The 24,844-nt window shown below is 59.1% G+C and carries 24 protein-coding genes; 21 read left to right on the top strand and 3 right to left on the bottom strand.

Annotated features, from left to right (window positions below):
* Positions 1–191 precede the first annotated feature (191 nt).
* From cyoA to GQR96_RS05450, 6 genes are all read left to right on the top strand, one after another.
* Entirely contained in the window at positions 192–1,136 is a 945-nt protein-coding gene (cyoA, locus tag GQR96_RS05475) for a cytochrome o ubiquinol oxidase subunit II (protein ID WP_004204802.1), read from the top strand.
* A gap of 19 nt (positions 1,137–1,155) precedes the next feature.
* A complete protein-coding gene (gene cyoB / locus GQR96_RS05470) occupies positions 1,156–3,147 on the top strand; it encodes a cytochrome o ubiquinol oxidase subunit I (protein WP_004204804.1) in 1,992 nt (663 codons plus the stop codon).
* A complete protein-coding gene (locus GQR96_RS05465) occupies positions 3,137–3,748 on the top strand; it encodes a cytochrome o ubiquinol oxidase subunit III (protein ID WP_002891635.1) in 612 nt (203 codons plus the stop codon). Before cyoB ends, GQR96_RS05465 begins: the two co-directional genes overlap by 11 nt.
* Positions 3,748–4,077 carry a cytochrome o ubiquinol oxidase subunit IV gene (locus tag GQR96_RS05460; protein ID WP_002891634.1) on the top strand — a complete coding sequence of 110 codons (330 nt, stop codon included), beginning with the start codon at positions 3,748–3,750 and terminating at the stop codon, positions 4,075–4,077. The genes GQR96_RS05465 and GQR96_RS05460 overlap by 1 nt, the downstream gene beginning before the upstream one ends.
* A gap of 11 nt (positions 4,078–4,088) precedes the next feature.
* On the top strand, positions 4,089–4,976 hold the full coding sequence (cyoE, locus tag GQR96_RS05455; RefSeq protein WP_002891629.1) for a heme o synthase: 888 nt from the start codon (positions 4,089–4,091) through the stop codon (positions 4,974–4,976).
* 248 nt (positions 4,977–5,224) lie between these two features.
* The gene (locus tag GQR96_RS05450) at positions 5,225–5,557 is read left to right on the top strand and encodes a hypothetical protein (protein WP_017898918.1); all 333 of its coding nucleotides are present in this window, start codon (positions 5,225–5,227) and stop codon (positions 5,555–5,557) included.
* A 38-nt stretch (positions 5,558–5,595) separates the two neighbouring features.
* On the opposite strand, the gene GQR96_RS05445 is transcribed toward GQR96_RS05450, so the two are convergent.
* The gene (locus GQR96_RS05445; RefSeq protein WP_004204808.1) at positions 5,596–6,354 is read right to left on the bottom strand and encodes an IclR family transcriptional regulator domain-containing protein; all 759 of its coding nucleotides are present in this window, start codon (positions 6,352–6,354) and stop codon (positions 5,596–5,598) included.
* Positions 6,355–6,506: 152 nt separating this feature from the next.
* Here GQR96_RS05445 and GQR96_RS05440 point away from each other — a divergent pair, with 152 nt between their 5' ends.
* From GQR96_RS05440 to GQR96_RS05405, 8 genes are all read left to right on the top strand, one after another.
* Positions 6,507–7,328, top strand: coding sequence for a shikimate dehydrogenase family protein (locus GQR96_RS05440; RefSeq protein WP_004204809.1), 822 nt, complete (start codon positions 6,507–6,509; stop codon positions 7,326–7,328).
* Complete coding sequence (locus tag GQR96_RS05435) at positions 7,325–9,001, top strand: FAD-dependent oxidoreductase (protein ID WP_064794535.1); 1,677 nt, start codon at positions 7,325–7,327, stop codon at positions 8,999–9,001. Before GQR96_RS05440 ends, GQR96_RS05435 begins: the two co-directional genes overlap by 4 nt.
* Positions 9,002–9,014: 13 nt before the next feature.
* Positions 9,015–9,335 (top strand): NIPSNAP family protein, encoded by a 321-nt coding sequence (locus GQR96_RS05430; protein ID WP_004204812.1) that lies wholly within the window; start codon positions 9,015–9,017, stop codon positions 9,333–9,335.
* Positions 9,336–9,345: 10 nt separating this feature from the next.
* The gene (locus tag GQR96_RS05425) at positions 9,346–11,037 is read left to right on the top strand and encodes an FAD-dependent oxidoreductase (RefSeq protein ID WP_032455633.1); all 1,692 of its coding nucleotides are present in this window, start codon (positions 9,346–9,348) and stop codon (positions 11,035–11,037) included.
* A 58-nt stretch (positions 11,038–11,095) separates the two neighbouring features.
* Positions 11,096–11,914, top strand: a complete 819-nt coding sequence (locus tag GQR96_RS05420) for a sugar phosphate isomerase/epimerase family protein (protein ID WP_004204814.1) — start codon at positions 11,096–11,098, stop codon at positions 11,912–11,914.
* A gap of 10 nt (positions 11,915–11,924) precedes the next feature.
* The gene (locus GQR96_RS05415) at positions 11,925–13,286 is read left to right on the top strand and encodes an MFS transporter (protein ID WP_017898923.1); all 1,362 of its coding nucleotides are present in this window, start codon (positions 11,925–11,927) and stop codon (positions 13,284–13,286) included.
* Between the two features lie 331 nt (positions 13,287–13,617).
* Positions 13,618–14,796, top strand: a complete 1,179-nt coding sequence (locus GQR96_RS05410; RefSeq protein WP_004204816.1) for a Gfo/Idh/MocA family protein — start codon at positions 13,618–13,620, stop codon at positions 14,794–14,796.
* Positions 14,797–14,955: 159 nt separating this feature from the next.
* The gene (locus tag GQR96_RS05405) at positions 14,956–16,320 is read left to right on the top strand and encodes an MFS transporter (protein ID WP_004204817.1); all 1,365 of its coding nucleotides are present in this window, start codon (positions 14,956–14,958) and stop codon (positions 16,318–16,320) included.
* A 43-nt stretch (positions 16,321–16,363) separates the two neighbouring features.
* Here the strand turns inward: GQR96_RS05405 and GQR96_RS05400 are convergent, their stop codons facing one another.
* Positions 16,364–16,855: a YajQ family cyclic di-GMP-binding protein gene (locus tag GQR96_RS05400; protein ID WP_002891465.1), complete on the bottom strand. Its 492-nt coding sequence runs from the start codon at positions 16,853–16,855 to the stop codon at positions 16,364–16,366.
* Positions 16,856–17,073: 218 nt separating this feature from the next.
* Between GQR96_RS05400 and panE the strand changes: the two genes are divergently transcribed.
* The 3 genes from panE to GQR96_RS05385 are packed head-to-tail and all read left to right on the top strand — an operon-like array spanning position 17,074 to position 19,069.
* Positions 17,074–17,985, top strand: a complete 912-nt coding sequence (gene panE / locus GQR96_RS05395; RefSeq protein WP_017898925.1) for a 2-dehydropantoate 2-reductase — start codon at positions 17,074–17,076, stop codon at positions 17,983–17,985.
* Complete coding sequence (gene yajL, locus GQR96_RS05390; protein ID WP_064150602.1) at positions 17,948–18,541, top strand: protein deglycase YajL; 594 nt, start codon at positions 17,948–17,950, stop codon at positions 18,539–18,541. The genes panE and yajL overlap by 38 nt, the downstream gene beginning before the upstream one ends.
* A gap of 51 nt (positions 18,542–18,592) precedes the next feature.
* Positions 18,593–19,069 (top strand): SRPBCC family protein, encoded by a 477-nt coding sequence (locus GQR96_RS05385; protein ID WP_048323159.1) that lies wholly within the window; start codon positions 18,593–18,595, stop codon positions 19,067–19,069.
* A 66-nt stretch (positions 19,070–19,135) separates the two neighbouring features.
* Here GQR96_RS05385 and thiI read toward each other — a convergent pair whose 3' ends face one another.
* On the bottom strand, positions 19,136–20,584 hold the full coding sequence (thiI, locus tag GQR96_RS05380) for a tRNA uracil 4-sulfurtransferase ThiI (RefSeq protein ID WP_065903502.1): 1,449 nt from the start codon (positions 20,582–20,584) through the stop codon (positions 19,136–19,138).
* Positions 20,585–20,765: 181 nt separating this feature from the next.
* Here thiI and xseB point away from each other — a divergent pair, with 181 nt between their 5' ends.
* From xseB to GQR96_RS05360, 4 genes are read left to right on the top strand one after another with little or no spacing between them, the layout of a single operon-like run.
* A complete protein-coding gene (gene xseB / locus GQR96_RS05375) occupies positions 20,766–21,008 on the top strand; it encodes an exodeoxyribonuclease VII small subunit (RefSeq protein WP_004204824.1) in 243 nt (80 codons plus the stop codon).
* Positions 21,009–21,908: a (2E,6E)-farnesyl diphosphate synthase gene (gene ispA / locus GQR96_RS05370; RefSeq protein WP_004204826.1), complete on the top strand. Its 900-nt coding sequence runs from the start codon at positions 21,009–21,011 to the stop codon at positions 21,906–21,908.
* Between the two features lie 18 nt (positions 21,909–21,926).
* Positions 21,927–23,789 (top strand): 1-deoxy-D-xylulose-5-phosphate synthase, encoded by a 1,863-nt coding sequence (gene dxs / locus GQR96_RS05365; protein WP_004204827.1) that lies wholly within the window; start codon positions 21,927–21,929, stop codon positions 23,787–23,789.
* Between the two features lie 60 nt (positions 23,790–23,849).
* The gene (locus tag GQR96_RS05360) at positions 23,850–24,824 is read left to right on the top strand and encodes an aldo/keto reductase (RefSeq protein WP_017898927.1); all 975 of its coding nucleotides are present in this window, start codon (positions 23,850–23,852) and stop codon (positions 24,822–24,824) included.
* Positions 24,825–24,844 lie beyond the last annotated feature (20 nt).

Genomic DNA, 24,844 nt, shown 5'->3' with positions numbered 1-24,844 from the left:
CGTTATCGATCCCACGAAAATCAGGCTTTGCAAGCGATTACGTAACACTACGTAACATATGTGACAAACCAAGCAGAAGCCGCTAACACAGAACTGACAGAGATCCAATCATGTTTACAGTAATGCAACCTTACCGTAAAATGCCCATACACTTTAAACGCCACCAGATCCCGTGGAATTGAGGTCGTTCAATGAGACTCAGGAAATACAATAAAAGTTTGGGATGGATGTCATTAATCGCAGGTACTGTATTACTCAGTGGTTGTGATTCTGCACTCCTTGACCCAAAAGGACAGATTGGACTGGAGCAACGCTCTTTGATTCTGACGGCCTTCGGCCTGATGATGATTGTCGTTATTCCCGCCGTCTTGATGGCAGTAGGATTTGCCTGGAAGTATCGCGCGAGCAATAAAGATGCGAAGTATAGCCCGAACTGGTCACACTCCAATAAAGTGGAAGCTGTGGTCTGGACGGTACCTATTCTGATCATCCTGTTCCTGGCCGTTCTGACCTGGAAAACCACTCACGCACTGGAGCCAAGCAAACCGCTTGTCCATGACGAGAAACCAATCACCATCGAAGTCGTATCGATGGACTGGAAATGGTTCTTTATCTATCCGGAACAGGGTATTGCTACCGTTAACGAAATCGCCTTCCCGGCGAACGTACCGGTACACTTCAAAGTGACCTCTAACTCGGTGATGAACTCGTTCTTTATTCCGCGCTTAGGCAGCCAGATCTACGCAATGGCCGGGATGCAGACTCAGCTGCACCTCATTGCTGACGAAGCTGGTACTTATGACGGTATCTCCGCTAGCTACAGTGGCCCGGGCTTCTCTGGTATGAAGTTCAAAGCGATTGCTACCCCGGATCGTGCAACTTTCGATCAGTGGGTTGAAAAAGCGAAACAGTCTCCGAACGCCATGGACTCTATGGCCGCGTTCGAGAAAGTGGCTGTGCCTAGCGAATACAACAAAGTGGAATACTTCTCTAACGTGAAACCGGATCTGTTCAAAGATGTTGTGAACAAATTCATGTCTCACGAGAGCATGAACATGTCCAAACCTGAAGGCGAGCATGCCGCTCACGACGGGATGGAAGGCATGGACATGAGCCACGCGGAAACCGCTCACTAAGGGGCCGAGGAAGAAAACGATGTTCGGAAAACTTACACTGGATGCAGTGCCCTACCACGAACCTATTATCGTGGTAACGGTGGCTGCGATTATCATTGGGGGACTGGCGCTTCTGGCAGCCATCACTTACTTCGGTAAGTGGTCCTACCTATGGAACGAGTGGCTGACTTCTGTCGACCACAAACGTCTCGGTATCATGTACGTTATCGTGGCAATCGTCATGCTGCTGCGTGGCTTTGCGGACGCCATCATGATGCGTAGCCAGCAGGTGCTGGCCTCGGCCGGGGAAGCAGGCTTCCTGCCGCCTCATCACTACGATCAGATCTTTACCGCCCACGGCGTTATCATGATCTTCTTCGTGGCGATGCCGTTCGTTATCGGTCTGATGAACCTGGTGGTTCCGCTTCAGCTCGGCGCACGCGACGTAGCCTTCCCGTTCCTCAACAACCTGAGCTTCTGGTTCACCGTTGTGGGCGTGATTCTGGTTAACCTGTCTCTGGGCGTCGGTGAGTTCGCGCAGACCGGTTGGCTGGCTTATCCGCCGCTGTCGGGAATTGAATACAGTCCTGGCGTAGGGGTCGACTACTGGATTTGGGCGCTGCAGCTCTCCGGTATCGGTACTACCCTGACCGGTATTAACTTCTTCGTGACCATTATCAAGATGCGCGCCCCGGGCATGACCATGTTCAAGATGCCGGTATTCTCCTGGGCATCTCTGTGCGCTAACATCCTGATTATCGCCTCTTTCCCAATTCTGACCGTCACCATCGCGCTGCTGACCCTGGATCGTTACCTGGGCACCCATTTCTTTACCAACGATATGGGTGGCAACATGATGATGTACATCAACCTGATTTGGGCCTGGGGTCACCCGGAAGTGTACATCCTGGTTCTGCCGGTGTTCGGGGTCTTCTCCGAAATCGCCGCGACCTTCTCGCGTAAGCGTCTGTTCGGTTACACCTCTCTGGTGTGGGCAACCGTCTGTATTACCGTTCTGTCGTTCATCGTTTGGCTGCACCACTTCTTCACCATGGGTGCTGGCGCGAACGTAAACGCCTTCTTCGGTATTACCACCATGATTATCGCGATCCCGACCGGGGTTAAGATCTTCAACTGGCTGTTCACCATGTATCAGGGCCGCATCGTCTTCAACTCGGCGATGATGTGGACTATCGGCTTTATCGTCACCTTCTCCGTCGGTGGGATGACCGGTGTGCTGCTGGCGGTACCGGGCGCAGACTTCGTTCTGCACAACAGCCTGTTCCTGATCGCGCACTTCCATAACGTTATCATCGGCGGTGTGGTGTTCGGTTGCTTCGCCGGTCTGACCTACTGGTGGCCGAAAGCCTTTGGCTTCACCCTGAACGAAACCTGGGGCAAACGCGCTTTCTGGTTCTGGATCATCGGCTTCTTCGTGGCGTTTATGCCGCTGTACGTGCTGGGCTTCATGGGGATGACCCGTCGTCTGAGCCAGCAGATCGATCCGCAGTTCCACCCGATGCTGGTTGTTGCAGCTTGCGGTGCGGCGCTGATCGCCTGCGGTATCCTGTGCCAGCTGATTCAGTTCTACGTCTCTATTCGCGACCGCGATCAGAACCGTGACCTGACCGGTGACCCATGGGGTGGCCGTACGCTGGAGTGGGCAACCTCTTCTCCACCGCCGTTCTACAACTTCGCTATCGTTCCTCAGGTTCACGAGCGTGACGCCTTCTGGGAAATGAAAGAGAAAGGTGAAGCGTACAAACAGCCTGCTCACTATGAAGAAATTCATATGCCGAAGAACAGCGGCGCCGGCATCGTCATTGCCGCCTTCGCTACGGTATTTGGTTTCGCCATGATCTGGCATATCTGGTGGATGGCGATCGCCAGCTTCATCGGCATCGTAGCGACCTGGATTATTAAGAGCTTTGACGAGGACGTGGATTACTACGTACCGGTTGCAGAAGTCGAAAAACTGGAAAAACAGCATTTCGATGAGATTAACAAAGCAGGGCTGAAAAATGGCAACTGATACTCTTGCGCATACTGCCCACGCGCATGAACACGGGCACCATGATACAGGACCGATGAAGGTATTCGGTTTCTGGATCTACCTGATGAGCGACTGCATTATCTTCGCTACGCTGTTTGCTACCTATGCCGTTCTGGTGAACGGCACAGCCGGCGGACCAACTGGCAAAGATATTTTCGAACTGCCGTTCGTTCTGGTTGAAACCGCACTGCTGCTGTTCAGCTCCATCACCTACGGCATGGCGGCTATCGCCATGTACAAAAACAACAAGAGCCAGGTGGTTTCCTGGCTGGCGTTGACCTGGTTGTTTGGCGCCGGATTTATCGGGATGGAAATCTATGAATTCCATCACCTGATCATGGAAGGCTTTGGTCCGGATCGTAGTGGCTTCCTGTCCGCGTTCTTCGCGCTGGTCGGCACCCACGGTCTGCACGTGACCTCCGGTCTTATCTGGATGGCGGTGCTGATGTTCCAGGTTTCACGTCGTGGCCTGACCAGCACTAACCGCACCCGTATCCTGTGCCTGAGCCTGTTCTGGCACTTCCTGGACGTGGTGTGGATCTGCGTGTTCTCGGTTGTCTATCTGATGGGGGCGATGTAATGAGTCATTCTACCGATCATAGCGGCGCTTCTCACGGCAGCGTGAAGAGCTACATGACAGGATTTATCCTGTCCATCATCCTGACGGTCATTCCGTTCGCCATGGTGATGAGTGGCTCCGCCTCGCATGCGGTTATCCTTGGCACCATTCTGGTGACCGCTGTGGTGCAGATCGTGGTACACCTCGTGTACTTCCTGCATATGAACAGCAAGTCCGATGAAGGCTGGAACCTGACCGCATTTATCTTCACCGTAATCATCATTGCGATCGTGGTTGTCGGCTCCATCTGGATTATGTGGAACCTGAACTACAACATGATGATGCACTAAGAGCGGCGAGTATGTTTAAGCAATACCTGCAAGTTACGAAACCAGGCATTATTTTTGGCAACCTGATCTCCGTGATCGGCGGTTTCCTGCTGGCCTCCAAAGGCCACATCGACTATCCGCTGTTCGTCTGGACGCTCCTTGGAGTATCCCTGGTGGTCGCCTCGGGTTGTGTATTCAACAACTACATCGACCGGGACATCGATCGTAAGATGGAACGGACGAAAAACCGGGTGCTGGTCAAAGGGCTGATCTCGCCAGAAGCTTCGCTGGTGTACGCCACCTTGCTGGGTATTGCTGGCTTTATGCTGCTGTGGTTCGGCGCAAATCCGCTGGCCTGCTGGCTGGGGGTGATGGGGTTCGTGGTTTATGTTGGCGTCTACAGCCTGTACATGAAACGCCACTCCGTCTATGGCACGCTGATTGGCTCACTCTCCGGCGCAGCGCCGCCGGTGATTGGCTACTGCGCAGTGACCGGTGATTTCGACAGCGGTGCGGCTATCCTGCTGGCTATCTTTAGCCTGTGGCAGATGCCTCACTCCTACGCCATCGCGATTTTCCGCTTCAAGGATTATCAGGCGGCGAATATTCCGGTGCTGCCGGTAGTGAAAGGTATATCGGTCGCCAAAAACCATATTACGCTGTACATCGTCGCCTTTGCCGTTGCGACCCTGATGCTCTCGCTGGGCGGCTATGCCGGGTACAAATACCTGGTCGTAGCGGCAGCGGTCAGCGTCTGGTGGCTGGGCATGGCGCTGCGCGGCTACAAAGTGGCAGATGATAAAGTCTGGGCGCGTAAGCTCTTCGTCTTTTCCATCGTCGCCATCACTGCGCTGTCCGTGATGATGTCCGTTGACTTTATGGTGCCGGATTCACATAGTCTGCTGGCTTATGTGAGATAATCACCGGCTCCAGTATGATATAAAGCCCCGTTTTTACGGGGCTTTTTCTTTTCTGTTTCACGTCTTTTTCCTTTCTCAATTCATACTTCCCTCCCCTCCCCCACACCGTTTTCGTAGCTACCCGCTAATAAATGAGGAAAAAATGAGCTTATACCAACCGGACGTCGCTCGCCCCGTTCAGCTCTACGGTGCTACCTTTCGCCTCGGGCTTATGCCCGTTTTGGAAATATTCAATACAAGGAATTGCAATGAAAGAGTTAACACTGAACGAAATGGACTACATCTCCGGCGGCTTTAACCTGTTCGGCGCGGCCAGCGGCTTCGCCAGCTTCGTCGCCAACTCGGGCATCGGTTTCACCTCATTTGTCCTCACCTCTGGCAACGCATTCGCCTCGTTCGTCTGCGACAGCACAATGGCGTTTGGTTCCTTCCTGACCGGTCAGTCAAATTGGGAAACCTTTGTGACCGCCGGTAAGGATAACTGGGGAAGCTTCGTCAATACCGCCGGCAACAGCTGGAACACCTTTGTCGATAACGCCGCCAGCGACTGGAGCAGTTTCCTGAACAAAGCATCAGCCTAAGCGACATCTTGCCGAGGGCAGCGCATCGGCTGCCCTGTTTACCCCACCAGCATCGCCTGCGCGCTGTAGAGCAGATCGAGATGATCACGGCATAACGCTTCCAGCGAGGTCCGTGATTGATGGCTGGTCAGACTTAGCGCTCCCCACCAGGTTCCTTCCCTGTCGGTTAACGGTACCGCCAGCACCAGCATGCCAATCTCAAACTCCTGTTCAATGGTGGCGTATCCCTGACGCCGCACCTGAGCGATTTTCTCCATCAGCGGCGCGACGTCGGTCACCGTATAGGGCGTGCGTTGTTCCCGGGTAATGCGCTGCAGAACCGCTTCACACTCCGCTTCCGGCAGCGAAGCCAGCCATAATCGCCCCCCGGCGGTACAGAAGATGGGCACCCGCTCCCCTAGCCGAACCGACGTGGAGTTAAACGGCGTATGCCGGCTGCGGGCGATATAGACCAGCTCATCTTCATCCACCACCCCCACCGAGGCGTGCTCTTCGGTCCGGCTGGCGATGTATTCGACAATCGGTCGCACCATGCGTGGAAACTGCGCCGAATCAACATAGGCCTGGCCAAGCCGCAGGGTCTTCGGGGTAAGCCAGTAATAGCGCCCATCGGTTTGCAAATAACGATCATGCAGCAGCGTCAACAAAAAACGTCGTGCCGCGCTTTGCGTCAGACCGCTCATTTTCGCCGCCTGGGCAACAGTGAGCTTTGGGCAGTTTTTGGAAAAAAGCTGGATCAACGCCAACCCTTTTTGTAAACCGACGATCAGATCGCGTGGATGAATGGTGTTTTGCATATTCGCTCACATTTTTGCAACATCATTATCGATTTCCTGCGATTATCGCAGCGATGGTGCGATTAACAAGCAACATGTCCGAATTCTGCGTTGTCGCTCCCAGCTTCCGCTGAAATACTTTCACAACATTCATTTAACAAATGAGGTTTGAAATGGTCAGTGGAACTACCCAGGTTGTCGCCGTGATTGGTCATCCGATCGCCCAGGTGAAATCACCGGATAACTTCAACCGCTACTTTGCCGAACAGCACATGGACAGCGTCATGATCCCGGTGGATATCGTCCCGGACGCGGTGGCCGCCTACCTCAACGCCCTGCGCGGCTGGCAGAACATGAGCGGCGTGCTGGTGACGGTACCGCATAAACAACGCGCCGCCGCGCTGGTCGACGAGCTTACGCCGCGCGCTCGCCGACTCAACGCCATCAATGTGATCCGCAAGCTGGCGGATGGCCGGTTACAGGGCGATATGCTGGACGGCGTCGGATTTCAGCTTGCCGCCGAGGCACAGGGTTTTCAGCCGGCAGGTAAGCAGGCGCTGCTCTCCGGTTGCGGCGGCGTCGGCAGCGCCATCGCCTGGGGATTGTGCGAGGCGGGGATCCGCCAACTGGCGCTGCACGATCAAAACCCGGCCACCCGGCAACGCCTGCACGATCTTCTGACCGAGGCCTTTCCGGCGGTGCAACTGAGCACGCTGCCGGACAGCCTGCACGGTGTCGATCTGCTGATCAACGGCTCGCCGGCCGGCATGGCCGGGTTTGATGCACTGCCCCTACCCCAGGCGCTGCTGGAGACGCTCGACAGCGCCACCCACGTGGCCGACGTTGTCACCGCCCCGGTGATGACGCCGTTGCTCACCTTCGCCGCCGCCCGCGGCTGCCGGGTACAGACTGGGCCGGAAATGGCGCTGGCGCAGATGACGCTGATGGGCCAGTTTATCGGCGCCATCCCGTCGGCGCAGGGAGCGGCGGCATGAAAAGCTGGGATGTGATCGTCATCGGCAGTGGCGCCGCTGGCTTTGCCGCCGCGGTCACCGCCAGCTGCAAAGGGCTGTCGGTGCTGATGCTGGAGAAAGCCGGTCAGTTCGGCGGCACCTCGGCTATCTCCGGCGGCGCCGTGTGGCTGCACGATACCGACCAGGCGCGCGCCGAGGGCAAAAGCGGTAGCGCCGAAGCGATCAAAACCTATCTACGAACCATTATCGGCGAGGCCCACTACCGCGAAGATATCGCCGAGGCGTTTGTCCGCGCCGGGCGAGAGGCCCTCTCCTTTCTGGAGCGCGAGGGGGCGGTGAAATATAGCCTGCGCCCGCTCTCACCCGATTACTATCCGGATGAGCCCGGCGCCGTCGACGTCGGTCGGGCGCTGGAGGTGGTCGAGTATGACGGCCGTGAACTGGGGGACGCGTTTCGCGACCTGCGCTCGCCTCCGCCGGGGATGCTGCTGTTTGGCGGGATGATGGTCAACCGCGTCGACATTCAACATTTTCTCGATATGCGTCGCTCGCTGCGCTCCCTGGCCCATTGCACCCGGCTGCTGCTGCGCTACGCCCGCGACCGGGTGAAATATCCTCGCGGCACCCGCCTGGCGATGGGCAATGCGCTGATTGCCCGCATGGCGACCACGGCGCTGCGTAAAGGCATGAGCCTTCGGCTGAATGTCAATGTGCTGGCGCTGTGCGAATCGCAAGGCGCGGTCACCGGGGTAGAGATTGACTATCAGGGGCAAAAAGAGACGCTACACGCCCGCCGTGGGGTGGTGCTAGCCGCAGGCGGCTTTGCCGCTGGCGCGCTGGCGGCGCGCTATCGGCCTCACACCCGAGAGCACTTCACCATGTCGCCGCCAGCCAATGATGGCGCCGCTCTGCGTCTTGCGGCGGCACTTAACGCTCGCGAGGGAGCCGATCGCGCGTCCAACTTTTTCTGGGCGCCGGTATCGGTGCTGACCCGTGCCGACGGCAGCGAGGAGCGCTTCCCCCACCTGGTGACCGACCGGGCCAAGCCGGGCGTGATTGCCGTCAATCAGCGGGCGGTACGCTTCGTTAACGAGTCCAGCTCCTATCACCATTTTGCCAGCGCGATGCAGCGTGCAGCGGAGAATGCCCCCTGCTTTTTACTGTGCGACGCGCAGGCGATGAAGCGTTATGGCCTCGGGCTGGCGCGCCCGGCGCCGGTGAACAATGACGCCCTGATCGCCGCTGGCTATCTGCATAGAGCCGATACCCTGGCCGCGCTGGCGCAGCAGCTTGGGCTGGATGCCCACGCCCTGAGCGAGACGGTCGCCCGCTACAATCGTGACGCCGCGCAGGGTGTGGACCGTGAGTTTGCCAAAGGCGGCAACAGCTATAACCGGGCGATGGGCGATCCGGGCCGTCATCCTGACGCCTGCAACGCTCCCCTGCTCAGCGCGCCGTTCTATGCCATCAAACTCTATACCGGCGATCTGGGGACTTCTCGAGGTCTGGTCACCACCGCCGATGCCCAGGTCGTCAACGCTGAAGGCAACCCCATTGCGGGGCTGTACGCGGTGGGAAACGACATGGATTCGCTGATGGCCGGCACCTACCCGGGTCCCGGCATCACCCTTGGCCCGGGGCTGACGTTTGGCTACCTCGCCGCCTGCCATCTGGCGCAACCCGCCACCCACTAATCAGGAAAACATCATGATCTACGAAAAACGCACCTACACCATCAATCCGCTGAAAATGGCCGACTGGCTGGCGCTGTACCAAAGCGATGCCCTGGCGGTGCAAACTGACCATCTTGGCAAACTGATCGGCTTCTTTTTTACCGAGATCGGCGTGGTCAATCAGGTAGTGCACATCTGGGCTTACGAAAGCCTGGACGATCGTCTGGTACGCCGCGCACGGATGGCCCAGGACGAGCGCTGGCAGACCTTCTCGCGGAAAAACCGCGAACTGGCCGCCGTGGAGCGCCTCGAATCGGTGCTGATGCGCCCCACCGCTTTTTCACCATTGCAATAAGGAGTCCATCATGAGCGGGCCTGTGAAGGTGGATGTGCTGGTGGTCGGATCCGGCGCGGCGGGACTCTCTGCCGCGGTCACCGCGGCAGTGCACGGCGCCAGCGTCATGGTGGCGGAGAAAGCGTCAGTGCTCGGCGGGACCAGCGCCTGGTCCGGCGGCTGGCTGTGGATCCCCTGCAACCCGCTGGCGCGAGCGGAGGGCATCGACGAAGCGGCCGATGCCCCGCTGACCTATCTGCAGCATGAGATGGGGGGAGAAGCCGCCGACGTTCGCTTGCAGACCTTCCTGCATTACGGGCCGGAAATGGTGGATTTTTTTCATCAACGGACGGCGGTGAAGTTTCTGTCGGGCAGCACCATGCCGGACTTTCACGCGTCGCCGGGCGCGGCGAACGGTGGGCGGTCGGTCACCGCTCAGCCCTACGATGGCCGCCTGCTCGGCGACTGGCTCCACCGACTGCGCCCGCCGCTGGAGACCATCAGTCTTGCCGGGATGGGCATCGCCGGCGGCGCGGACATGGCGCATTTTTTCAACGCTACCCGCTCGCCGCGCTCTGCGCTGTATGCCGCCCGCCGCCTGCTGCGCCACGGCTGGCAGCGGCTGCGCGCCGGACGAGGGCTGCATCTGGTCAATGGCAATGCGCTGGTCGCCCGTCTGCTGCGATCCGCCCTCGACGCCGGGGTGCGTTTTCAGCTCAACGCCCCGGCGGTCAGACTGCTGCAGGGTCCGCAGGGAGTGTCCGGTGCAGTGCTGCGCAGCGACGGCGGGGAGATACTCGTCGAAGCGGGCGCCGTGGTGCTGGCCTGCGGCGGTTTTCCCCACGATCGGCAGCGCCTGGCGCAGGTGGTGCCTCATGCCGCGGAGGGTTACGGCCATTTCTCCGCCGCGCCGCCTGACAATCAGGGCGAGGGGATCCGCCTTGGCGAATCCGCCGGCGGCCAGTTCGATACCCGCCTGCGCCACCCGCTGGCCTGGGCGCCGGTGTCCCGCGTCACCCTCGCCAGCGGCCAGCAGCTGATGTTTCCCCATCTGGTGGAACGCGCCAAGCCCGGGGTGATCGCCGTCCTGCCTAACGGCAAACGCTTTGTTAACGAGGCCGACTCCTATCACGACTTTATCGCCGCCCTGCTGGCGGCGACGCCTGCGGGCGACACGCCGCAGGCCTGGCTGCTGGCCGATCGGCGCGCGCTGCGCCGCTATGGCCTGGGCCACGCCAGGCCCTTTCCGTTCTCCCCTACCGCCTGGCTGCGTACCGGCTATCTGCGGCGAGGAAACACCCTTGCCGAGCTGGCGAAGCGGTGCGCCATCGATACCGATGCGCTGGCGGAAACCGTTGCACGCTTTAACCATTTTGCCAGCACCGGTGAAGACATCGATTTTCACCGCGGCGCATCGGCCTATAACCGCGCGCAGGGTGACCATCAGGTGACGCTCGGAGCGCTGCGCGAAGGGCCGTTCTACGCGGTGCGCATTCTGCCCGGCTCGCTGGGCACCTTTAGCGGGTTACAAACCGACGAACACGCTCGGGTGTTGGATGGGCAGCAGCAGCCGATACCGGGCCTGTTCGCCATCGGCAACGACATGTCGAGCGTGATGCGCGGCTATTACCCCAGCGGAGGGATCACCCTCGGGCCGGCTATGACCTTCGGCTACCTGGTGGGCAAAAATCTGGCGGCAAACACAATAAAAACAAAGCAATAAAAACCAGGGACGGCAATACCCCTGGCTAACTTCACCTGCAACTGTACCGGAGCCCTTTATGAACATGCGTACCCTATCGCTCGCCGCGCTGAGCCTGCTCGATGTCCCTCCCCCCGAACAGGTGCGGATAGCGGCCAGAACCGGTTTTACCCACGTGGGACTGCGGCTGCTGCCCGCCACACCCGCCGACCCGGACTACGACATGCTGGGCGATACCCCCGCCGTCCGCGCGACCCTGGCCGCGCTGATGGAAACCGGCATCCGCGTCTCGGACGTGGAGATCGTCCGCCTCAGCCCGGGGTTTACCCTCGACGATCGGCTGCAGCGCTTTATGGAGACCGCCGCGCGGCTTGGCGCCGGACAGGTGTTAGTCGCCGGGAATGACGACAACCTGCAGCGCAGCGCCGACAACCTGGCCACTCTCGCCGCGGCCGGTCGCTCATTTGGCCTGACCATGAACCTTGAGCCGATGCCCTGGACCCAGCTGCGCACGATCGCCGATGCGCAGGCGCTGATCGCCGCCAGCGGGCGGGAAGATATCGGCATCCTGGTGGACGCCCTTCATTTCTGGCGCGCGGGGGAATCGCTCGCCGCCCTCTCCAGCCTGCCCGCGCATCATCTGAACTATATGCAACTCTGCGATGGCGCGGCGCAGCGGCCGGAAAGCGAGCAGGAGCTCATCCGCCAGGCCCGCTCAGCGCGCAACGTGCCGGGGGAAGGCGGTCTGGATCTGCACGGTCTGATGGCGGCACTGCCGGCAACGCTACCGGTCTCCCTCGAAGTGCCGCTGGACGGTGAGCAGGGCGCCCTGCCGCCCCTCCAGCGGGCGCAATTACTGTTCAATGCCGCGCAGCCCTACCTGCGCTCCTGCGCATAAGGAATACGCTATGACACAGACTCAACGCCTGGATGTCAGAGAGTTAATTAACCGTAATCCTCTGAGCCGCTTTCAAAAGCAGATTATTTTTCTCGGCTTTTGCGTTATCGCTCTTGATGGGTTTGATATCGCGATCATGGGCTTTATCGCCCCGACGCTGAAGCTGGAGTGGGGGGTAAGCAACCACCAGTTGGGCCTGGTGATTAGCGCCGCGCTGATCGGCCTCGCGCTGGGCGCGATTTTCTCTGGCCCGCTCGCCGACTGGCTGGGACGCAAGAAGATCATCATCAACAGCGTCTTCTTCTTCGGCTTCTGGACCATCGCCACCGCCTTCTCGCACAACATTGAGCAGATGATGTTCTTCCGCTTTATGACCGGCCTCGGACTGGGCGCCGCGATGCCGAACATCGGGACGCTGGTGTCGGAATACGCTCCGGAACGCCAGCGCTCATTTATTATTACCGTCATCTTCTGCGGCTTCACCTTCGGCGCGGCGGCCGGAGGATTTACCGCGTCATGGCTGATCCCGCAGTTTGGCTGGCACTCGCTGATGGCGCTCGGCGGCATTCTGCCGCTGCTGTTTGCCCCCCTGCTTATCTGGCGGCTGCCGGAATCGGTTCGTTTTCTGGTGATCAAACAAGCGCCTGCGGCGCGCATTCGCGCCATCCTCAATCGTCTTTATCCCGGACAAATCAGCGACAACGTGACGTTTATCCTGCCGGCGCAGCCGGCGGCCGGGAATGCGATGCGCATTGTGCTCTCCCGCCAGTATGGCTTTGGCTCGCTGATGCTATGGCTGGTCTACTTTATGGGGCTGTTCCTCGTCTATATTCTCGGCAGCTGGCTGCCAACGCTGGTTAAGGAGGTCGGGCTTACCGTCAGCCAGGCGGCCGTCATGACGGCCATCTACCAGGCGGGAGGTACCCTCGGCTCGCTGTTTGCCGGCTGGCTGATGGACCGCATCAATCCCCATCGCGCGCTGGGGATGATCTACGCCGTCGGCGGCCTGTTTACCATGGCGATGGGCTACGCGGCGGGCAGCTTTGCCCTGCTCTGTATGCTGGCGTTTATCAGCGGCGCCTGCCTGAACGGCGCCAATACCGGCATGAACGCCCTCTCCGCCCGTTACTACCCCACGCAGGCGCGGGCGACGGGATCCAGCTGGATGCACGGCGTCGGGCGGATCGGCGCGATCCTCAGCGCCTTTGCTGGCGCTGAGATGATGGCGCTCAACCTGCCCTTCGAAAGCGTCTTTTTGATCCTCGGCATCCCGGCAGCCCTCACCGTCGCAGGCCTGGCGGCGAAGGGTATCTTTGCGGCCGGTAATCCTCCCGCCGCTTCGCCAGCCCCCGCATCTGTGCGCGGAGCGTAATGTCGTCGTCTTCCTCCGGTGCAATCTGCGGATTGCACCGCACGTTGAGGTTAAAAAGAAAATTTATTTCATCTTGCTCTGTAACGAAAAGCATTCCGCCACATTCCGGCCTGTACCCGTCGCCGTTGATTCCCCTCTCCTTTTCAACCCAGCGGAAAATAAACTTCTGCTTATTCGATCCCCTTCGCATATATGAAAAATAAATTCCACAATACAATTGAAACAGAACAAACATTTCCTTAAGTTTAGGTCAGTCTATCCGGATGCGCGTTGCCGCAGGCGTCGGCATTGAGCGCCTCAGAGTGCGAATGATTTCAAAAAGGAGAGCACCATGTTAAACGGTCTGAAACCCTTATCCCGTTCCCTGCGTTGGGGCATGGTCGGCGGCGGGGGAACCAGCCAGATCGGCTACAGCCACCGCTGTGCGGCGCTGCGTGACAATGTTTACACCCTACTGGCCGGCGCGCTTGACGTCGATGCCGAGCGCGGGCGCGCGTTCGGTGAGCAGCTTGGCATCGCGCCGGAGCGCTGCTACGCCGACTACCAGACCCTGTTTCGTGAAGAGGCGCAGCGTCCTGACGGGATCGAGGTCGTCTCGGTCACCACCCCGAATAATACCCATTTCGCCATCACCAAAGCGGCGCTGGAAGCGGGCCTCCATGTCATCTGTGAAAAGCCCCTCTGTTTTACCGCCGAAGAGGCACGCGAACTGGTGGACCTGAGTAAAAAACAGAACAAAATCGTCGGCGTCACCTACGGCTATGCCGGCTATCAGATGATCCAGCAGGCGCGGCAGATGATTGCCGATGGGCTGCTCGGCGAGATCCGCATCGTCAATATGCAGTTCGCCCACGGCTTTCATAACCAGGCCGTGGAGCTGCAGGCAGAATCCACCCGCTGGCGCGTGACGCCGAAGTTCGCCGGGCCCAGCTATGTGCTGGGAGATTTGGCCACCCATCCGCTGTTTGTCGCCGAAACCATGGCGCCACAGCTCAATATCAAACGGCTGATGTGCTCCCGCCAGAGCTTTGTTCCCTCTCGCGCGCCGCTGGAAGATAACGCCTTTGTCCTGATGGAATATGACAACGGCGCGGTTGGCTCGATGTGGACCAGCGCGGTGAACAGCGGCGCCATGCACTCGCAAAAAGTACGCATCGTCGGCGAAAAAGCGAGTATCGAATGGTGGGATGAGCATCCTAACCAGCTCAGCTATGAGGTGCAGGGCGAGCCGGCGCGCATTCTGGAACGCGGGATGCCCTACCTGAGCGCAAACGCGCTGGCGGACGATCGCATCGGCGGCGGTCATCCGGAAGGGCTGTTTGAAGCCTGGGCCAACCTCTATCGCCGCTATGCGCAGGCGATTGACGCTACGGACCGTGACGATCGCGCCTTCCTGCAAGACTTCTGGTATCCGGACGTCGAAGCCGGTCTGCACGGCGTCTATTGGGTCGAGCAATGCGTCAAATCGGCTGATGCCGGCAGCCAGTGGGTTGACTTTACTTTACCTTAATTTTCCCCCTCGCCAGTGGAGTCCTCCTCCACTGGTTTATTGATTTTTACCAACTTGTCGCATCGCGCAACAGCCCCGTAATATCTGTTAAACAAACATTTATTTACGCTTCTTACCCCCCGCCGCTACACTAGGCGCAGTTTTTATATTGAGGTGGTAATGAACGATAACAAAATGACGCCAGGGGAACTGCGCGCGACCTGGGGTTTGGGGACGGTATTCTCCCTGCGCATGCTTGGCATGTTTATGGTCCTGCCGGTTCTGACCACGTATGGCATGGCATTGCAGGGCGCCAGTGAAGCGCTGATTGGCCTGGCGATCGGCATCTACGGTCTGGCGCAGGCGGTGTTCCAGATCCCCTTTGGACTGTTATCTGACCGTATTGGCCGTAAGCCGTTGATCGTCGGCGGCCTGCTTATTTTCGTGCTCGGCAGCGTCATCGCCGCGCTCACCGACTCCATCTGGGGCATCATTCTTGGCCGCGCCCTTCAGGGCTCCGGCGCCATCGCCGCCGCGGTCATGGCCCTGCTCTCCGATCTCACCCGCGAACAGAACCGCACTAAAGCGATGGCGTTTATTGGCGTCAGCTTCGGCGTCACTTTCGCTATCGCCATGGTGCTGGGGCCGATTATTACCCATCAGCTGGGTCTGCACGCCCTGTTCTGGATGATCGCCATCCTGGCGACCGTCGGCATTCTGCTCACCCTGTGGGTGGTTCCCAACAGCCAGAACCACGTGCTTAACCGCGAATCCGGGATGGTGAAGGGCTGCTTTAGCAAGGTGCTGGCGGAGCCGCGCCTGTTGAAGCTCAACTTTGGCATCATGTGCCTGCACATCATGCTGATGTCCACTTTTGTCGCGCTGCCCGGACAGCTGGAGGCCGCCGGCTTCCCGGCCGCCGAGCACTGGAAGATTTACCTGGTCACCATGGTTATCTCCTTCATCTCGGTGGTGCCGTTTATCATCTACGCCGAAGTGAAGCGTAAGATGAAGCGCGTCTTTTTGCTCTGCGTCGCCATCCTGCTGATTGCGGAGATTGTCCTCTGGGGCGCCGGAGGCTACTTCTGGGAGCTGGTGGCGGGCGTTCAGCTCTTCTTCCTGGCGTTTAACCTGCTGGAAGCGCTGCTGCCGTCGTTGATTAGCAAAGAGTCGCCGGCGGGCTACAAAGGCACCGCGATGGGCGTTTACTCCACCAGCCAGTTCCTCGGGGTGGCGATTGGCGGCGCCCTTGGCGGTTGGGTCGATGGTTTCTTTGATTCGCAGACCGTGTTTCTGCTGGGCGCCCTGCTGGCGATGCTGTGGCTGCTGGTGGCCAGCACCATGAGCGAGCCGCCCTACGTCAGCAGCCTGCGGGTAGAGGTACCGGACGGCGTGGTGGTCGACAGCGCGCTGCAGGCGCGTCTGCTGAATGCCAGCGGGGTTCATCAGGCGCTGGTGGTGCCCGAGGAGCGTTCGGTGTATATCAAAATCGACAGCAAAGTCACCAACCGCTTCGAGATAGAGCAGCTCATCAAAGGGGTATAAAAAAAGCGGGGAATTCCCCGCTTTTTGCTGTCTGTCGGCCGCCTTAGTCGCGGAAGTTTTTGAACTGGAACGGTTGTCCCAGATCGCCACCGCGCACCAGCGCCATCACCGACTGCAGATCGTCGCGGGACTTACCGGTCACGCGGATCTCTTCGCCCTGAATCTGGGCCTGCACTTTCAGCTTGCTGTCTTTGATCAGTTTAACGATCTTCTTCTGCACCGCGCTTTCAATGCCCTGCTTCAGCTTCGCTTCAACAAACCAGGTTTTACCGCTGTGTACGATATCTTCCGGCACGTCGAGGGAGGTGCCTTCAATGCCGCGCTTGAGCAGCTTGGCGCGCAGGATATCCAGCAGCTGGTTCACCTGGAAGTCAGACTCGCTCAGCACTTTAATGGTCTTGTTGGCGTCGTTTAATTCAAACGTGGCTTCAACGCCACGAAAATCAAAACGCGACTCGACTTCGCGGCTCGCGTTGTCTACCGCGTTACGGGCTTCCTGAAGATCAACTTCAGAGACAATATCGAAAGATGGCATCTTTTCCTCTCCTTCCGTTTCTTTTGCGTTGCATAATACCTGCAACGCGGCATAACTCAACTTGTTATCCCGGAAGCTTAGCTGATTACGCAACGCTCGCGCTATTTTCCCCATGCTGCCCGACGACGCCGAAACCCCCTTTCCGTGCGACGATGCGAAAAGCGACGAGATAGACTTTAGTCATCAGCGCCTGGGGTAGCGGCAGATGAGGAGGAACAATGAAAGTAACCGTACTGGGATGCGGTGCACTGGGACAACTATGGCTGACCGCGTTGTGCAAACAGGGACATGAAGTCCAGGGCTGGCTGCGCGTGCCGCAGCCATTCTGTAGCGTCAACGTCATTGAAACCGACGGCTCGGTGTTCAACGAGTCGCTGACGGCCAACGATCCCGATTTTCTTGCCAGCAGCGAGCTGCTGATTGTCACTTTAAAAGCCTGGCAGGTTTCAAACGCGGTGAAGCACCTGGCCGCGATCCTGCCGGACACCACGCCGATTGTGCTGGTGCATAACGGCATGGGAACCGTCGAGGAGCTGCGCAGCGTGAAACAGCCGTTGCTGCTGGCCTCCACCACCCAGGCGGCTCGCCGGGACGGGAATGTCATCATCCACGTCGCCCAGGGCACCACGCATATCGGGCCGGCGAAAAGCTACGAACAGGACTACAGCTACCTCGCTGAAGTGCTGCAGAACGTGCTGCCGGATGTCGCCTGGCACAACAATATTTTCTCGGCCACCTGGCGCAAACTCGCGGTTAACTGCGTGATTAACCCCCTGACCGCGATAAAAGGGTGTAAAAATGGCGATCTGCGCGACTATCCGCAGGAAGTTGCGGCCATTTGTCGCGAGGTGGCGGCAGTGATGGAGCGCGAAGGTATTCATACCTCGGCGGAAAACCTGCTATTTTATGTCGAACAGGTGATTGAAAGTACGGCAGAAAATATCTCATCCATGCTGCAGGACGTTCGCGCCCAGCGGCACACGGAGATCGACTATATCACCGGTTTTCTGCTCAACCGCGCCCGCGCCCACGGCGTTGCCGTACCGGAAAACGCCCGCTTATTTGAACTGGTCAAGCGTAAGGAGAATGAATATGAGCGCGTCGGCACTGATTTGCCTCGCCCCTGGTAGCGAAGAGACCGAAGCGGTCACCACTATCGACCTGCTGGTCCGCGGCGGGGTGAAGGTGACCACCGCCAGCGTCGCCAGCGACGGCGGCCTGACCATCGTCTGCTCGCGCGGCGTCAAGCTGCTGGCGGATGCTCCTCTGGTCGAGGTGGCCGATGGCGATTTCGATATTATCGTCCTCCCGGGCGGCCTCAAGGGAGCGGAGTGCTTTCGCGACAGCCCGCTGTTGGTGGAAACCGTCCGCCAGTTTCATCTCTCTGGGCGCATTGTGGCCGCTATCTGCGCCGCTCCGGCGACCGTGCTGATACCTCATCATCTGTTCCCGATCGGCAACATGACCGGTTTTCCAGCGCTGAAGGCGCAGATCCCCGCCGATCAGTGGCAGGATAAGCGGGTGGTCTGGGATCCGCGGGTGAATCTGTTAACCAGCCAGGGTCCAGGGACATCGATTGATTTCGCCCTGAAAATGATCGATCTGCTGGTGGGGCGCGAGAAAGCGTATGAGGTCGCCTCACAGCTGGTGATGGCCGCCGGCATCTATAATTACTACGAAGCCTGATAGCCGGTCCGCGCCGCGGACTGGCTCCCCCTTTTCCTGAGGAGTCGTAGCATGTCCCGTAGCGCAACCGATTCTCGCGATCTTGTTATCAGCCGCCTGCTCAGCGCGCCCGCCGCAGCCCTGTGGCGCGCGTGGGCCGACCCGGCATTACTCCGAACCTGGTGGTGCCCGAAGCCCTGGCAAACCGAGGTTCTGACCTTTGATTTTCGCGCCGGCGGGGCCTTTCACACCGTGATGCACGGCCCTGACGGTGAACGCAGCGATAACCCCGGCTGTTTTCTTGAGGTTATCCCGCAACAAAAAATCGTCATGACCTCGATGCTGACGGCGGATTATCGCCCCGCCGTTTCCCCCTTCGCGATGACGGCCATCATCACTTTTGCCGATGAACAGGGCGGGTGTCGCTATACGGCCACAGTGCTGCATGCCGATGATGAAACCCGCGAGCAGCATGAGCAGATGGGATTTTTCGAGGGCTGGAATATTGTCATCGATCAACTCAATGACCTGGCGCTGACCCTGCGCTAATACACTCCCCAGCCAATAGTAAAAAGGCCTTCCATCAGGGAAGGCCTTTTGCATCATAACAATCTGTTACGGGCGATAAACTTTCACGTTGCTGAAGCCCTGCTCGCGCAAATAAAGCGCCTGCAGACGGCTCATCACTCCGCGTTCGCACCACAGCAGCCAGGTTTTACTCTGATCGAGATCGCCAAACCTGGTGCTCAGCTTGTAGAACGGCAGAGAAACAACTTCAACCCCCTCGACCTTAAGCGGCTTGTCTTCCTGCTCGTCGATGGAGCGAATGTCGAGGATCGCGTCGTTGGCGCCAAAGCCGTTCACGGTTTCCACTTCCACCACCGTCCCTTCCGTCTGCTGGGCGATTTCGCGGATATCGATATTGCTCGCCTCTTCCACCACTTTATCGAGGATGCTGAAATCGAAGTGTTCTTCTTCCGCTTCAATCTTCGCCTTCACCGCCTTCACGGTCGGGCTCTTGGAGATCACGCCGCAGTACTCCGGCATCGTGCGGGCGAAATCTTCCGTACCGATCTCGCGGGCCAGGTCGATGATGTGCTCTTTATCATGCGAAATCAGCGGACGCAGGATCAGGGTATCGGAGACGTTGTCGATCAGGCGCAGGTTGGTGAGAGTCTGACTGGAGACCTGGCCCAGCGCTTCGCCGGTGACCAGCGCCTGCACGCCGTAGCGTTCCGCGACTTTTGACGCGGCGCGGACCATCATGCGCTTGAGCACCACGCCCATCTGGCCGTCATCCACTTTTTCGAGGATTTCGCCGACCACCGGCTCAAAGTTAATCGCCACAAAGCGAACGCGGTGAGAGCTGCCGAAGCGGTTCCACAGGTAATGCGCGACCTGGCGGACGCCAATCTCATGGGCGGCGCCGCCAAGGTTAAAGAAGCAGTAGTGCACGCGGCAGCCGCGGCGCATCAGCATGTAGCTGGAGACGCCGGAGTCAAAGCCGCCGGAAATCAGCGACAACACATCTTCCTGCGTGCCGATCGGGAAACCGCCGATACCTTCATAGCGGCCTTTCACCAGCAGCAGGCGATCGTTTTCAATCTCAAGATTGACGGTAACGTCCGGGTCGGTCAGCTTCACGCGCGCCGTTTCAATATGCTGATTCAGGCCGCCGCCGACGTAGCGCTCCACCTCAATTGAGGTGAATTCATGTTTGCCGCGACGCTTCACCCGCACGCAGAAGGTTTTGCCTTCCAGCGCCTCGCGCCACAGCGGCAGCGTCTGCTCAAAAATATCGTGCAGCGAGGTGAACGGTACGTCTTCGACTTCCAGAATATGGTGGATGCCGGGAATACGGGTCAGCGCATCGCGAATAGCCGGGCGCTGATTTTCATCTTTCGCGCGAACTTCGATATGATCCCAATGGCGAACGACGGCCAGCGTCTCGTCATAGTTTTTGAGAACGTTACGAATGTTCCCGGTTAAGATTTTAATGAAGCGCAACCGCACAGATTGGCTTTTGATGGTGATTTCCGGGAACAATTTAATGATAAACTTCATGGCGACAATAGTTCGTTGGCAAGCCCGACGGGGCTTTAAGCAAAAGTTGTAAAGCAGCGCACACCGGTGCCTGCATCCTGGGCGCGGAGTATATCACCATTGCGCGTTATTTGCTTACACGCGTGACTTCGTTACCATACCCGGTATTGCCGTCGCGAAATAACAAGAGTCTATATTCACTATGCCAAAGAAAAATGAGGCCCCGGCCAGCTTTGAAACTGCACTGGGCGAACTGGAGCAGATCGTAAACCGTCTGGAAAGCGGCGATTTGCCGTTAGAAGAAGCGCTCAGCGAATTTGAGCGCGGGGTCCAGCTGGCCCGCCAGGGGCAAAGCCAGCTGCAGCAGGCCGAACAGCGCGTGCAGATCCTGCTGGCGGATAGTGAAGATTCCCCGACCACGCCTTTTACGCCGGACGCTGAATAAATGGATTTCCCGCAACAATTGCAGGCCTGTGTGGAACAGGCTAACGAGGCGCTGCGCCGTTTTATCGCGCCGCAGCCCTTTCAGAACACTCCGCTGGTGGAAGCGATGCATTATGGCGCACTCTTAGGCGGTAAACGCCTGCGTCCCTTCCTTGTCTACGCTACCGGCGAGATGTTCGGCGTGAGCCGCACCACGCTGGATGCCCCTGCCGCCGCGGTCGAATGCATTCATGCTTATTCTCTGATGCATGATGATTTGCCGGCGATGGATGATGACGATCTGCGTCGCGGACTGCCGACCTGCCATATTAAATTTGGCGAAGCCAACGCAATTCTTGCGGGAGATGCCCTGCAAACGCTGGCGTTCTCTATACTCAGTGATGCGCCGATGACGGACGTCCCTGACCGGGATCGTCTGGCGATGGTTTCCGAACTGGCGCAGGCCAGCGGCGTGGCGGGCATGTGCGGCGGCCAGGCGCTGGATCTACAGGCGGAAGGACAGCAGGTGAATCTGCAGGCGCTGGAACGTATCCACCGCCACAAAACGGGCGCGCTAATCCGCGCCGCCGTCCGCATGGGGGCGCTGAGCGCCGGCGAGCGCGGGCGTGCCGCCCTGCCCGCGCTGGATCGCTATGCGGAAAATATCGGCCTGGCCTTCCAGGTCCAGGATGACATTCTCGACGTGGTAGGGGATACTGCGACCCTTGGCAAACGTCAGGGTGCCGACCAGCAATTGGGTAAAAGCACCTATCCCGCCCTCCTGGGTCTTGAGCAAGCCCGGAAGAAAGCGCACGACCTGATCGCTGATGCCCGCCGTTCGTTAGATGAACTGGCCGCACAATCTCTGGATACTTCGGCACTGGAAGCGCTCGCGAATTACATTATTCAGCGCGATAAATAAACAATAAATGAGTCTCTGATGAGTTTTGATATTGCCAAATACCCGACCCTGGCGCTGGTAGATTCCACCCAGGAGTTGCGCCTGTTGCCAAAAGAGAGCCTGCCGAAGCTGTGTGATGAGCTGCGGCGCTACCTGTTGGACAGCGTCAGCCGCTCCAGCGGTCACTTTGCCTCTGGCCTCGGCACGGTGGAACTGACCGTGGCGCTGCACTACGTCTATAACACGCCCTTCGATCGCCTGATCTGGGACGTCGGTCACCAGGCCTACCCGCATAAAATTCTGACCGGCCGCCGCGACAAAATCGGCACCATTCGCCAGAAAGGCGGCCTGCACCCCTTCCCGTGGCGCGGTGAAAGCGAGTACGACGTGCTGAGCGTCGGTCACTCCTCCACCTCCATTTCCGCTGGCATCGGGGTGGCTATCGCCGCCGCGAAAGAGGATAAACAGCGGCGCGCGGTGTGCGTGATTGGCGACGGGGCGATCACCGCCGGGATGGCGTTTGAAGCGATGAACCACGCCGGGGATATCAAACCCGACCTGCTGGTGGTGCTGAATGACAATGAAATGTCGATCTCCGAGAACGTCGGGGCGCTGAATAATCATCTGGCGCAGCTGCTCTCCGGTAAGCTCTACTCCACCCTGCGCGAAGGCGGCAAAAAGGTCTTTTCCGGCGTACCGCCGATTAAAGAGCTGCTTAAGCGGACCGAAGAGCATATCAAAGGCATGGTGGTGCCTGGGACGCTGTTTGAAGAGCTGGGCTTTAACTACATCGGCCCGGTGGATGGCCACGATGTGCTCGGTCTGGTCAGCACCCTGAAGAACATGCGCGACCTGAAGGGCCCGCAGTTCCTGCATATTATGACCAAAAAAGGCCGCGGCTATGAGCCCGCCGAGAAAGACCCGATCACTTTCCACGCGGTGCCAAAGTTCGACCATACCAGCGGCGTACTGCCCAAAAGCAGCGGCGGTCTCCCTTCCTATTCGAAAATCTTCGGCGACTGGCTGTGCGAAACGGCGGCCAAAGACAGCAAGCTGATGGCCATCACCCCGGCGATGCGCGAAGGTTCAGGGATGGTGGAATTTTCGAAGAAATTCCCCGATCAGTACTTTGATGTCGCCATCGCCGAGCAGCATGCAGTCACCTTCGCCGCCGGACTGGCGATTGGCGACTACAAACCAGTGGTGGCCATCTACTCCACCTTCCTGCAGCGAGCCTACGATCAGGTGATCCACGATGTGGCTATTCAGAAGCTGCCGGTGCTGTTTGCCATCGACCGCGCCGGGATTGTCGGCGCAGACGGCCAGACGCATCAGGGGGCGTTCGATCTCTCCTTCCTGCGCTGTATTCCGGATATGGTGGTGATGACGCCGAGCGATGAAAATGAATGCCGCCAGATGCTGTATACCGGCTACCACTACAGCGACGGACCCTGCGCGGTGCGCTATCCGCGCGGCAGCGGCACCGGCGCGACGCTGGAGCCGCTGGCATCGCTGCCGATCGGCAAAGGGGTAGTGAAGCGCCAGGGCGAGAAGGTAGCGATCCTCAACTTCGGCACCCTGCTGCCGGAGGCCGCAGCGGTGGCGGACAAACTCAACGCCACCCTGGTGGACATGCGCTTTGTGAAGCCGCTGGATACCGCGCTGATCCTGCAGCTGGCAGGCGAGCACGACGTTCTGGTGACGCTGGAAGAGAACGCCATTATGGGCGGCGCCGGCAGCGGCGTGAATGAAGTGCTGATGGCCCATCGCCGGGCGGTACCGGTGCTCAATATTGGCCTGCCGGACGTCTTTATTCCGCAGGGCACTCAGGAAGAGATCCGCGCCGACCTCGGCCTCGATGCCGCCGGTATTGAAGCCAAAATCCTCGACTGGCTGGCATAATCGCCCCTCCCGCTCCTGCTATGCTTAAGGGATACCCTTGATGAATAGCAGGAGCGCACCATGCACTATATCCCCCTCGGCGATACTGCCTTACGTGTTTCCCGACTCTGCCTCGGCTGCATGACCTTCGGCGAGCCGGACCGCGGCAGACACGCCTGGACGCTTCCGGAAGAGAGCAGTCGCCCGCTCATCCAGCACGCCATTGAAGGCGGCATCAACTTCTTCGATACCGCAAACAGCTACTCCGACGGCAGTAGCGAAGAGATCGTCGGCCGCGCTCTGCGCGACTTTGCCCGCCGCGACGAGGTGGTTGTCGCCACCAAGGTCTATCACCAGGTCGGCGATCTGGCGGAAGGGCTTTCCCGGGCGCAGATCCTGCGCTCTATCGACGACAGCCTGCGCCGTCTCGGTATGGACTATGTCGACCTGTTGCAGATCCACCGCTGGGACTACAGCACCCCGATTGAAGAGACGCTCGAAGCGCTGGACGAGGTGGTGAAAGCCGGCAAAGCGCGCTATATCGGCGCCTCGTCCATGCATGCCCGGCAGTTTGCCCAGGCGCTGGCGCTTCAGCAGCAGAACGGCTGGGCGCGCTTCGTCACCATGCAGGATCACTACAACCTGATTTACCGGGAAGAAGAGAATGAGATGCTGCCCCTGTGCCAGCGTAACGGCGTGGCGGTGATCCCGTGGAGCCCGCTGGCGCGCGGCAGGCTGACCCGCCCATGGGGTGAGACCACCGCCCGGCTGGTCTCGGATGAGTTCGGCAAATCGCTTTACAGCACCAGCGAAGAGAACGACGCGCAGATCGCCGGGAATCTCGCGGACGTGGCGGAAGAGCTCGACGCCAGTCGCGCGCAGGTCGCCCTCGCCTGGCTGTTAAGCAAGCCCGGCGTCGCCGCGCCAATTATCGGTCCGTCGCGTCAGGAACAGCTCGATGACCTGTTGCAGGCGGTGGATTTGACGCTATCTCCGGAACAGATCGACAAACTGGAGGCGCCCTATCAGCCGCATCCGGTGGTGGGATTTAAGTGACGGGCGTGGTTTCCCCGACA

It is taken from the genome of Klebsiella sp. PCX (assembly GCF_021869705.1).
GTDB lineage: Bacteria > Pseudomonadota > Gammaproteobacteria > Enterobacterales > Enterobacteriaceae > Klebsiella > Klebsiella quasipneumoniae.
This window is presented reverse-complemented; position numbering and strand designations above follow the sequence as displayed.